The sequence below is a fragment of the Sphaerochaeta sp. genome, assembly GCA_022482495.1.
Taxonomy (GTDB): domain Bacteria; phylum Spirochaetota; class Spirochaetia; order Sphaerochaetales; family Sphaerochaetaceae; genus RUG023.
This window is the reverse complement of the sequence record JAKVPA010000003.1, coordinates 167,179-177,764: the sequence shown is the minus strand read 5'-3', so window position 1 is coordinate 177,764 and position 10,586 is coordinate 167,179. Positions and strand designations below refer to the sequence as shown.

The 10,586-nt window shown below is 57.9% G+C and carries 7 protein-coding genes and 3 pseudogenes; 7 read left to right on the top strand and 3 right to left on the bottom strand.

The window, feature by feature from the left end:
• Position 1: 1 nt before the first annotated feature.
• A pseudogene (locus LKE28_04970) lies at positions 2-555 on the bottom strand (HDIG domain-containing protein).
• Positions 556-765: 210 nt separating this feature from the next.
• Here LKE28_04970 and LKE28_04965 point away from each other — a divergent pair.
• Together LKE28_04965 and LKE28_04960 are read left to right on the top strand one after the other, a co-directional pair.
• A pseudogene (locus LKE28_04965) lies at positions 766-1,744 on the top strand (magnesium transporter CorA family protein).
• Positions 1,741-2,382: a YkgJ family cysteine cluster protein gene (locus tag LKE28_04960; GenBank protein MCH3907598.1), complete on the top strand. Its 642-nt coding sequence runs from the start codon at positions 1,741-1,743 to the stop codon at positions 2,380-2,382. Before LKE28_04965 ends, LKE28_04960 begins: the two are co-directional and overlap by 4 nt.
• Position 2,383: 1 nt before the next feature.
• Here LKE28_04960 and LKE28_04955 read toward each other — a convergent pair whose 3' ends face one another.
• Complete coding sequence (locus tag LKE28_04955) at positions 2,384-3,604, bottom strand: class I SAM-dependent rRNA methyltransferase (GenBank protein MCH3907597.1); 1,221 nt, start codon at positions 3,602-3,604, stop codon at positions 2,384-2,386.
• A 57-nt stretch (positions 3,605-3,661) separates the two neighbouring features.
• Here LKE28_04955 and LKE28_04950 point away from each other — a divergent pair, with 57 nt between their 5' ends.
• From LKE28_04950 to rsmA, 5 genes and pseudogenes are all read left to right on the top strand, one after another.
• Positions 3,662-4,333 carry an HAD-IA family hydrolase gene (locus LKE28_04950; GenBank protein MCH3907596.1) on the top strand — a complete coding sequence of 224 codons (672 nt, stop codon included), beginning with the start codon at positions 3,662-3,664 and terminating at the stop codon, positions 4,331-4,333.
• Entirely contained in the window at positions 4,323-6,023 is a 1,701-nt protein-coding gene (locus tag LKE28_04945) for a phospho-sugar mutase (protein ID MCH3907595.1), read from the top strand. Before LKE28_04950 ends, LKE28_04945 begins: the two co-directional genes overlap by 11 nt.
• Positions 6,023-6,775, top strand: a complete 753-nt coding sequence (locus LKE28_04940; GenBank protein ID MCH3907594.1) for a hypothetical protein — start codon at positions 6,023-6,025, stop codon at positions 6,773-6,775. The genes LKE28_04945 and LKE28_04940 overlap by 1 nt, the downstream gene beginning before the upstream one ends.
• 770 nt (positions 6,776-7,545) lie before the next feature.
• A pseudogene (locus tag LKE28_04935) lies at positions 7,546-8,175 on the top strand (ComEC/Rec2 family competence protein).
• 142 nt (positions 8,176-8,317) lie between these two features.
• Entirely contained in the window at positions 8,318-9,211 is an 894-nt protein-coding gene (gene rsmA / locus LKE28_04930) for a 16S rRNA (adenine(1518)-N(6)/adenine(1519)-N(6))-dimethyltransferase RsmA (GenBank protein ID MCH3907593.1), read from the top strand.
• Here the strand turns inward: rsmA and LKE28_04925 are convergent.
• Positions 9,153-10,541, bottom strand: coding sequence for an MATE family efflux transporter (locus LKE28_04925; protein MCH3907592.1), 1,389 nt, complete (start codon positions 10,539-10,541; stop codon positions 9,153-9,155). The two genes, rsmA and LKE28_04925, sit on opposite strands and share 59 nt — an antisense overlap.
• Between the last annotated feature and the right edge of the window lie 45 nt (positions 10,542-10,586).

Below are 10,586 nucleotides of genomic sequence, written 5' to 3'. Positions count from 1 at the left end.
ATTAAAGGCCTATTTCTTTTTCCACTCCGGTAAGCGCTTCGATGGCAAGGGTGATCACCTTGTCCTTGTCCATCCCGATCATTCCGATGCCTTTGTCGATCAGATCGCGGTTGACGCCGGCGGCGAATCCCTTGCTGTTCCATTTCTTTTTGACCTGACTTGGGTGTCATGCCCTCCATGTGCTCCGGGCGCATCAATGCCGTGGCGTAGATCAGGCCGCACAGTTCGTCCACCGTGTACAGCACCTTTTTCCATCGGTTTGGTCGGCTCCACGTCGGAGCAGATTCCCCAGCCATGGCTGCACACCGCGTGGATGAAGTCATCATCCGCACCGATCTCCCTGAGCAGTTCCGGCGCTTTGTGGCAGTGTTGCTCGGGGAATTGGTCCCAGTCCACATCGTGGAGCAGACCGACCAGTCCCCAGTACTCGGGATCCTCCCCCAGTTCCGTGGCGAAACGGCGCATCACCGCCTCCACGCAGTATGCGTGGTAGATCAAATGCTCGTTCTTGGTGTATTTCCTCAGTAATCCCAATGCTTCGTCTCTGGTGAACATCGTAGCCTCCCTCCGTATTGTTCGTTTTTTTCCTTGGAGTTGCAATGGGAAAAAGCGAGCCAGCCATCTTTGCAATCCCCCCGTCGCTATGATAGTATCGACCGGAGGAGGAGAGGCCATGCATACGGAAGACACCGTCCCATTACCAGAACGTACCTGCGGCGCTCTCCGAGTTGAGCGCGCCTGATTTTTTATTGACAAGAGGCGCCTATGATCACCATACATGAAAGTTATTCCAAAGGTCCCGGAGAAACGGGAGGGTATACCTGGGTTGACGCCCGTGACGTCAACCGGGACGACATCACGTTGCTCCAAGAGAAATACAACATCGACAGCGATCTCCTTGCGGACATCATGGACCAGGACGAGCAAAGCCGCATTGAGAAGGAAGACACGTATGTTGATCTGATCCTCCGGCTTCCCGCCTTGTCGGAAAGTGAGGATACGCTGGACCAGCAGGCCCTCCCGCTGGGCATCGTGATGTTCCCTGAGATGATCATCACCATCTGCCAGGGGGACAGCGTGGTGCTGGATGATTTCGCCAAGAAGCGGTACCGCCATTATCCCGTATCCACCATGGAAGGATTCGTCATCTCCCTGATGGGACGTGCCACCATGGTGTACATCAGGGTGCTGAAATACCTGAACCGCCGCAAGGACCAGGTGGAAGGCCAGCTGCATAAATCCATCATGAACTACGAACTTCTCCAGCTTTTGCAGATCCAGAAGTCCCTGGTGTACCTTACCACCAGCCTGACGACCAACGAGGCGCTTCTGGAGCGGCTGAACAACAAAGGGACGTTCTTCCATCTGGACGGCCCGGACTGAGCAGGATTTTCTGGAAGACACCATCACGGACAACAAGCAGGCCATCCAGATGGCCAACATCTACACCGACATCCTCACCGGGACGATGGATTGTTTCGCCAGCGTCATCAGCAACAACATGAACATCATCATGAAGCGGTTGACCATCGTGTCGATCAGCTTCATGCTGCCTACGTTCATCACCAGCTTCTTCGGCATGAACGTCAAGTTGCCGTTTACCGGCTATCCGTTGGCGTGGCTGTTCATGTTGGTCGCCTGTGGCATCTCCGTCGTCGTCGCGCTGTACATCTTCAGTGACCGGAGAAGCATGCGGATGTTGAAAACGGAAGAGAAAAAGAAGGAAAGGAACAAATCCCTATGAACTACGAACGGGACAAGATCGTCCGGCTGTTGGGTGGGACGTTTCTTGGAGAAAGCCTCGCCCATCTGTCGGATCTGTACGACAGGGTGGAGGACGAGACGTTGGCGTTCTGTGACGCCTACGCGATCCATTGCGGACAGGGATGCGGCACCTGCTGTGAGCATTTCATGCCGGACATCACCAGTCTGGAAGCCAGGATGGTCGCAGCCTATCTGCTGTTGGTGCGGCGGGACCTCTCGTTGATCGACCGGCTGGAGAATGGCATTGGCAGCGACCATTGCCCGTTGTTCAATCCCCAGAACCCCCATCACTGCACCGTCTATCCGGCACGCCCGCTGGTCTGCCGGCTGTTCGGTGCCTCTGCGTCCCTGAACAAAGACGGAGTGGCTGAGTTCCGGCATTGCAAGTACAACGATGTGAAGACGATGCCGGAACATCTGGTCTTTTCCCAACCGGTTCCGGTGATGGGTGAGTACGGCGTGCAACTGCGCGCGCTGGATGGCGGGGATGGGGAGGTGGAGGATCTTTCCGTCGCCGTCACCGAGGCGCTTTCCATCGTCCGGCTCCTGTGGAGCCTGGCCGGCATCCGTCTTGACGACGATGATGATGATTCAACGCCCTCTCCGATGGCTTCGTGATTCACAGCACCCGGACGACGCATCCTTTCAGGTACTCTGATTCGGGGAACGAGAGACGGATCGGATGATCCTCTCCCGCCCCAAGAATCCGCAGTACCTGCGCTTCCCGATGGGCGTCCTGGGCGCTCCAGGCGAGGATGGTGCGGAACAGTTCGCTGGTGATGGCTCCGCTGCAACTGAACGTCACCAGAATGCCACCCCGTTTGATCCGCTCCATGGCAAGCCGGTTGAGATCCTTGTACGCTTTGGACGCAGCTTCCGCCTGGCTCTTCGTCTGGGCGAGCTTCGGGGGATCCAGGATCATCACGTCGTAGGTGTTGTGCGGGATGGAACGCATCTGTTCGAACACGTTGCAGGTCGTCGTGGTGACTTTGTCCCTGCCGTCCTGAGGGATGGTTCCTTCATTCTGGTTCAGGTGAATGTGGTAGAGCAGTTGACGGAGCGCGTCTTCGCTTGAGTCAAGACAATCCACCCTGCGGGCTCCTGCGCGAAGCGCGTGAAGGGTGAACGCGCCGGTATAGCAGAAGGCGTCCAGCACCACGGCGTCGGCGCAGTACGTCTCGATGGCTCTACGGTTGTCCCGCTGGTCGCAGTAGAAACCGCTTTTCTGCCCCATGCCGGGAACGACTTCGTACCACAACCCGTCTTCACGGAACCGCACGGCGGGAAGCTTGCCATCCGGCGTGAAGTACGCTCCGTCTTTCCAGAACAGCGCGCCACCGGGAAGTGATTCCACCCCGGTGTAGGCGCTGTCCGTGGTGATCACCTGGAGGGACGGTTTGAGCAACCCATCCAGCGTGCGGACGATCAGATCCTTCTTTCCCCAGGCGATGTGGCTGGAGATGATGATCCGGATCATCGTGCCATACACATCGGCCACCAGTCCGGGCAACATGTCCGCTTCGGAAAAGATGATCCGGAACGTGGTGGTTGTCGTACGTTTGTCACGGAAAAACCGGGCTCTTCGTTGCACGGCATCCTTGATTCTGGCTTCCCACCACAGCTCGTCGATCACATCCGCTTCGTCCCAGGAGAGCAAATGGAGCGGAATATGGCTTTTCTCGTCGTACCAGCCCCATGCGATGAACCGGCCTTCGCTGGTTTCCACCCTGCACGGGCCTTCTTCCGGGCTCTGTCCCGGCGTGATCGCTTTGGAGAACACCCATGGGTGATGGCGGAGCAGTTGCTTCTCCTTCCCGCCTTGTATCGTGATGGTCTGCATGAGCACATCATACCAGAATCCCTTGAGCAAGAGAACTGCATCTGCCATACTTGCTGCATGCAAAGCAGTGGAAAAGGGGTGCTGTTCGATCTTGACGGCACCTTGGTGAATACCATTTCTGACATCCAAGCGGCCATCAACGCGGCGCTTGCCGCTTCCGGTGTGGCTCCGATTGACGAAGCGACGACCAAAACGGTGGTGGGGCGAGGCCTGGCCAACGCGCTCCGCGGCGCGTTGGGGCCTGCCCTGGATACGATGGATACCGCACGGTTCGATGAGCTCTACCGGATTTTGATCTCCTTTTACGAAGCCCATCCCTGTGAGCACAGCAAGCCGTATCCTGGGGTCTCGTCGTTGTTGCGCAATCTTGTCGCCCGAGGGGTGCAGGTCGGCGTATTATCCAACAAGGCGGACGTGCTGGTGCGTATGATCATCCGCCGTCTGTTTCCTTCCTTGCCGTTCGCGTTGATCCAGGGGATGGAAGCCAGTCTGCCCCACAAGCCCGACCCCAAGGCGCTTTCCCTGTTTCTGAACGCCACAGGGTTGGGCCGGGACGAGATGCTGTATGTGGGTGACAGCGAAGTGGACTGGCAGTTCGCCAAGGCCTCTGGCTGTCGGGTCGCGTTGGTCTCCTGGGGATTCCGGGGACGGGACGCGCTGGGAAAATTGGACAGCACCGTCATCTGTGATACAATAGCAGAACTGGAGGAACGGATCGATGCAATATGATGAGCAATCCTTGTGGCAGAAAGCACAAGCGTACATGGCGGCGGAACAGACACCCAGGTTTCGTGATGAGGTGCGGCAGAGCCTGGAGAAAAAGGATTGGGCGGACCTGAACGACCGCTTCTACACCAGTTTGAGTTTCGGAACGGCGGGAATGCGGGGCGTCATCGGCGGGGGAACCAACCGCATCAACACGTTCATGGTGGAGAAAGTCTCCCAGGGCTTGGCGGAATACCTGGTGTCCCAGGCGGAAGATCCTTCCGTAGTCATCGCCTATGACAGCCGGCATTTCAGCAAAGAATTCGCTCTCGCGGCGGCGTTGGTGCTTGCCGCAAACCACGTGCAGGTGCAACTGTTCGATACCCTGCATCCCGTTCCCATGTTGAGTTTTTCCGTCCGGTACCTCCGTGCCACGGCGGGCATCGTCATCACGGCAAGCCATAATCCCGCCATCTACAACGGATACAAGGTGTACTACAGCGACGGGGGACAGGTGACGCCGCCCCATGACACCGGCATCGCCACACGTGCCAATGCCGTGACGGCTGATCAGATCAAGCGGATCAGTGAAGCGGAAGCGCGAAGCACCAAGATGTTGAAAAGCGTCTCCCCCAAGGTTGATCAGGCATACTACCACATGGCGCTTGCCAGCCTCCGTAGGCCCGCCTTGGTTCAGGGGAGCCCCATTACCGTGGCGTATACCCCGTTGCATGGCACCGGCAATGTTCCGGTCACCCACTTGCTTTCCCTGTTGGGGATCCGGACGGTGGTGGTCAAGGAACAGCAGCTCCCCGATGGCGCGTTTCCTACGGTGAAGCTTCCCAATCCGGAGAGCGCCGAAGCGATGAGCCGTGTCATCCAGCTGGCCAAAAAGGAAAAGGCGGATATTGTCATCGGCACCGATCCGGACGCTGACCGGATGGGGTTGGCAATCCCAAAGAACAAGGAAAAGACGGAGTACCAGCTGCTTACCGGAAACCAGATCGGTGTGTTGCTCTGCGACTATCTGATCCATACCGCCAAGGAACTCCACAAGGATAGCCGTACCCCGATGGTGGTCAAGAGCATCGTGACGACCGATCTGATCAAACGCATCACTGAGGCGAATGGTGGCGTGGAGAAGGATGTGCTGACCGGATTCAAGTACATTGCCGAGCAGATCGACCATCTGGAGAATCCCCGGAGCAAGGATCGCTATTTCCTGTTCGGATGTGAGGAGAGCTATGGCTTCCTCACCGTTCCGTCCGTCCGGGACAAGGACGCTGTCTCCAGTTCGTTGGCCGCGGTGGAGATGATGTGTTATTACGCCCGCAAAGGAATGACGTTGCAGGATCGCCTGAACGAGATCTACCAGGAATACGGGTACAGCGCCGAAGCGGTGTTCAATCGGGACTATCCGGGACAGGAAGGAAAGGAAACGATGAAGGGAATCATGGCGGGGATGCGGGCGCTGAAGGACGGCGACCAGATCGCCGGCCGGAATATCTTGCGGATGACCGATCTGCTTGCCGACGGCACCGGGCTTCCCAAGAGTGATGTGGTGATCATCCACTTCAAGAGCGGGGAGAAACTGGTGGTGCGTCCGTCGGGAACCGAACCGAAGATCAAATACTACCTGTTCCTCTCCGGCAAGCGGGAAGAGCTGGAGCCAAACGTCGAAGTGATCAAGGCGGAATTTGAGAGGGCGCTCTGATGCGTGCCTACCGTATCCTTCGCGACAATGGAGAGGCGATGTACGTCACCCCGTATCTGGGGGAAGGCAAGGTGGACGCCACCGAGGCGGTGACCATCCAGAGCGACGCGCCGCTTTCTCCTATGGAGAAGGATAAGGCGAGCATCGCCCTGTTCGCCGACATTGACTGGTCGGTGGAGACGTGGATCATGGAGAAGCGATACGTGCCTCGTCTCCTCTTGACCGCCGGGGTGTTCCTCATCGTCTACTTCATCGGTGCGCTCGCCGTCCGGGACCCCATTCCGATGGTGGATGAGCTGGTGGTCAGCCTGGTCATCTCCATTCTGTTCTGGAGGTTCCTCTCCCGCAGGGACGTGGCCTCCGCATTGGCACGCAAGGAAAAGAACGAACTGAAGGAGAAAGCATCTTCGGCGACGGTGGTCATCGACTCCACGTTGATCGTCGTGGAGAACTTCCTCACCACGCTGGGCGGGATGGATCATGATGATCTGGCCGATGCCATCATCCAGGGAAAACTTCGGTTTTCCTGGCCGGAACCGGAGCTGAAACCCCTGATGATCGCCTACGCTTCCGTCCATCAAAAAGAAACGTATGATTGGCTTGAGCGGTTGGGCGGAAAACTTCGTAAGCCGGAACTGCAGGCGATCCGCCTTTCCGATGCCATTCTGGGAAAGAAGGTCGATGGCCCGCTCTTGGGTCTTTTGGTAGCCATCCCTGCCACAGAAACCAAGTTGGGAAGGATCCCTTCCTAGAAAATCCGTACGGCATACACTCTTTGATCACGATCACCAGAGATCGGGACGATGTCCTCATTCTATACATCACATGACTTATCCAAACGATATATTTCCAAATAGAACATCAAACCGGAAAAATGTTACCGTTGTTGATACAATGATGAGGATTTCCTGGTATGCTCGTTATGAGCTGTTGGGTCCTTGGGGTCGCCACGCCTGTCGTCATTGCGTTGGGTGTCTTTCTCGCTTTCGTAGCCAGTCCGCTCCTGGGACATCCGTTCGTCCTGTGCTGTGGATTTCTGGCGCTCCTTTCGTTGGGATTTCTTCTTGCACCGCGTCTTCGTCGAACGATGACGGTCGGCGCGTTTCTCTGCTACAGCCTGTATGTGACGCTCTCCTGGGCGGACGCCCAGGGACAGCTTTCCCTAGGCTTGCCGCAGGTGGAGGTGGTTGCCCTCACCGGGATTCTTGAGGATGACAGCAGTCTTACCCGTTCTGGAGGCCAGGTGCTTCGGGTTCGCCTGGTTGATTGTTCCGGCAGATGGGGCCAGACGGCATCCGCCAAAGGGTTGGTTTCGGTGATGATCCCCCAGGATACCACGCTTCCCTATGGGACGACGCTGAATGTCAGGGGAAGCTTCAAGGATCCCGCCTTCTTTGTGGCGAAGCAAACCCAGGTGCTTCGCATTCCCCGCTTTGGGGAAAAGCGTCATACCCTGATGCGACGTGTCGGTTTGGCGCTTTCTCGTCGGGTGCCGGACCCTCGCTCCCGATCGCTGGCCGGGATGCTGCTCCTCGGACAGAGCGACAGCGCTTCGTTTCCGTTGAAAGACCTTGCCCTGAAGAGCGGATGCAGCCATATCCTGGCTCTCTCCGGCATGCATCTGGGCTTCGTCATCGCCTTGGGAAGCGCGCTGTTGGGAAGGATCTTCGGGTATCGGATCGGGAGGATCGCGGGCTTGGCGTTGGCGGCGGGGTTTTTGGTGGTGGTTGGGCCGAAACCCTCGTTGATGCGGGCCGCGCTCCTCTCGGGATCGCTTGCCGTCATCGGGAAACGGAAGTTTGCCGTGGTATACGGTTGGTGGGCTTCCTTGGTCTTGCAGGCTTGGTTGTTTCCGTGTTCCGTCAAGACGCTGGGGTTCGTGCTGAGTCATCAGGCATTCGGAGCGTTGGTCGCCGCCCGCTTCCTTGCCCCGTTGTTCCATCCATTCCTCGCTCCGATTTTCAGGGGGATGATGGCGGTGGCGTTCACCGCTCCTGTCACGCTGGTTGTCATGGGGAACGCCAATCTTCTTTCCGTCGTGCTGACCGATCCCACGTCGTTGTTGATCAAACTGATCCTGTATTTGTCCCTGTTCTCCTTGACTCCGCTTCCTGGAGTTCCGTGGGTGTTGCAACAGGCCACCAACCTCCTGGTGCGGATGCTCTCCTGGGGAGTAGTGGTGGGCGGGGCCATCGATTGGAACGGGTACGGAGTGTTCCTCGGGGTTCTGTTGACCTGTTTTCCGCTCCTCGGCTATGCTAAGCTGATTGTAGAGAAGGTGAGGAAACAACGGTATGATCTGGAACTTCAATTACGATTCCCCTGGGGCGATCAAGCTGCTCTTGGAAGCCCAGGATCTGGCGATGTGCAAGAAGTTCGGGCAGAATTTCCTCACTTCGGCGTCCATTCGAAGAAAAATCGCCGACGCGCTCGTCATTGGGGAAGGAATGAAGGTGTGGGAAGTCGGCCCGGGCATCGGGTCGCTGACCAAGGAACTGCTTGACCGTGGGGCGTCGGTGACGGCCTTTGAGATCGACCATGGGTTCTGCCGGGTGCTTCGGGAATTCGCGTTTCCCGGAGAGGATCGGTTCGAACTGGTGGAAGGGGATGTCCTGAAGACAATGGGGGAGCGGACGGATGTCCCCCAGCGGATCTGCGGAAACCTGCCGTACAACATCGGGTCGGTGCTGCTTGCCCAGGTGATGGAAAGTCCGCTGCGTCCTGATCTGATGGTCTTCACGTTGCAGAAGGAAGTGGCGGAGCGGATCTGTGCCGCCCCCGGTTCAAAAGAATGGTCATCCCTTTCGTTGCTCTGTCAGATGGACTATCAGCCATCGGTGCTGTTTGCCATCAAACCGGGGAGTTTTTATCCCGAACCCAACGTGCAGAGCAGCGTGCTTTCGTTCCGGCGCAGACCGGAAGGACGCATTCCCGCCGAATTGAAAGCGACGTTCCTGATGCTGGTCCGGGACTTGTTTGCCCAACGGAGGAAGACGGTCCGGAACAATCTGCTTCAGGGAAAATGTGGTGGGATGATCCTCTCCGGTGGCGTATCCGCCGTGTTGGAGAGAAGCAGCATCGCCCCGTCCCGTCGCGCCGAAGAGCTGGGATGGGACGAGTTGCTCTCCCTTACCCGGACGTTTTCCACCTACGTTTCCAGCTCCCCTTCCGATAGTACACCCAGCTGACGATCCCACGGACCGTCATGTCGGTCATCATGGCGATCCAGATCGCTTTCAGTCCCAACCCTGTGGTTTTCAACAGAATCGCCGCGAAGGGGATACGCACCACCCACATGCCAAGCAGGGAGATCAAAAAGGGGATTCTGGTATCCCCGGCGCCACGGAGGACGCCGAAGATCAACTGTGAGAGGCCGAATCCCGGCTCTCCGAACGCTTCGATGCGCAGCACGGTGGCTCCCAGGAGGATCACCGCGGCATCGGTGGTGAAAATACCGATCAATTGCGGGGCGAAGACAAACATCAACGCGCCCATGGTGGTCATCAGAATGAAACCCCACCGCACACAGGTGTCAGCATAGCGTTTGGCAAGGGATTCGTTGTTCGCTCCAAGGGCCTGGGCCACCAACGTGGTGGCCGCCGTGGCGAAGCCGGAGGGTGGCAGGAACGTGATCTGCTCGGCGGTGTTGGCCAGGTAGTGGGCGGCGAGCGCCGTGATGCCAAGCCGTGTGATCATCGCCGTCAAGGCGATCTGTCCCAGACTCAACGTTGACCGCTCCAGCGCGATGGGCAACGAGAGGATGATGGCGGTTTTCTGCACCACCGGGTCGAATCTCCAGCTTCCTTTTTCCAGATGGATGTTCCGCTGGGGCTGTTTCAGCGAGGCGAACAGCAAGATCGCCGTGATGGTCGCCGCGATGGAGGTGGCCATCGCCGCGCCGGCGACGCCTTTGCCCAGACCGGGGACGAAGAATCCGAACAGATGGAAGCCAGGGAAGATGAAGAACAGGTTCAGGATGATGTTGCACAGGTTGTTCAACGCGTTGAGGTACAGCGGTGTCCTGGTATCCCCGGAGAGGCGCAGCATGGCGCTCAGACCGATCATCAGCATGGTGGGGAGGTACCCCGCGGCGATCCACCGCATGTATCCGGTCGCCTCGGCCTGGATGGCCGGATCGGCATGCAGCCAGGAAGGAAGGTACCGGGCGATGACCAGCATGATCAGTGAGATACCCAGACCGAACAGGCTCTGGCAGGCCAAGGCCTGGCGCACCACGCTCTTGGCGATCCCCCGGTTTCCCGCTCCCAGATGGCGTGCCATCAGGACGGCGAAGCCGATGGCGAGGGCGTTCATCAGGCCGTTGATCAACCAAATGGTGGAGGAATTGACCGAGATGGCGGCGGTCTCCGCCGCCCCCAGGGAGCCGACCATCGCCGAGTCAACGTAATTGACCATCACTTGGAGCACTTGCTCCAAAATGGCAGGCCAGGCCAACGACCAGATGATGCTCCCGATCGGCTTGGTCGTATCCAGCACGTTGACTTCATGTACCTTCATGGTGACCATCCTAGCGAAAAAGCATGTTCGTGGCTAGGACAAAAA

What these genes read in the sequence shown, in the direction of transcription:
- LKE28_04960 (MCH3907598.1), top strand. Translation starts at nt 1,741, where the DNA reads ATGAACTACGAACGGGACAAGATCGTCCGGCTGTTGGGTGGGACGTTT.
- LKE28_04955 (MCH3907597.1), bottom strand. Translation starts at nt 3,604, where the DNA reads ATGCAGACCATCACGATACAAGGCGGGAAGGAGAAGCAACTGCTCCGC.
- LKE28_04950 (MCH3907596.1), top strand. Translation starts at nt 3,662, where the DNA reads ATGCAAAGCAGTGGAAAAGGGGTGCTGTTCGATCTTGACGGCACCTTG.
- LKE28_04945 (MCH3907595.1), top strand. Translation starts at nt 4,323, where the DNA reads ATGCAATATGATGAGCAATCCTTGTGGCAGAAAGCACAAGCGTACATG.
- LKE28_04940 (MCH3907594.1), top strand. Translation starts at nt 6,023, where the DNA reads ATGCGTGCCTACCGTATCCTTCGCGACAATGGAGAGGCGATGTACGTC.
- rsmA (MCH3907593.1), top strand. Translation starts at nt 8,318, where the DNA reads ATGATCTGGAACTTCAATTACGATTCCCCTGGGGCGATCAAGCTGCTC.
- LKE28_04925 (MCH3907592.1), bottom strand. Translation starts at nt 10,541, where the DNA reads ATGAAGGTACATGAAGTCAACGTGCTGGATACGACCAAGCCGATCGGG.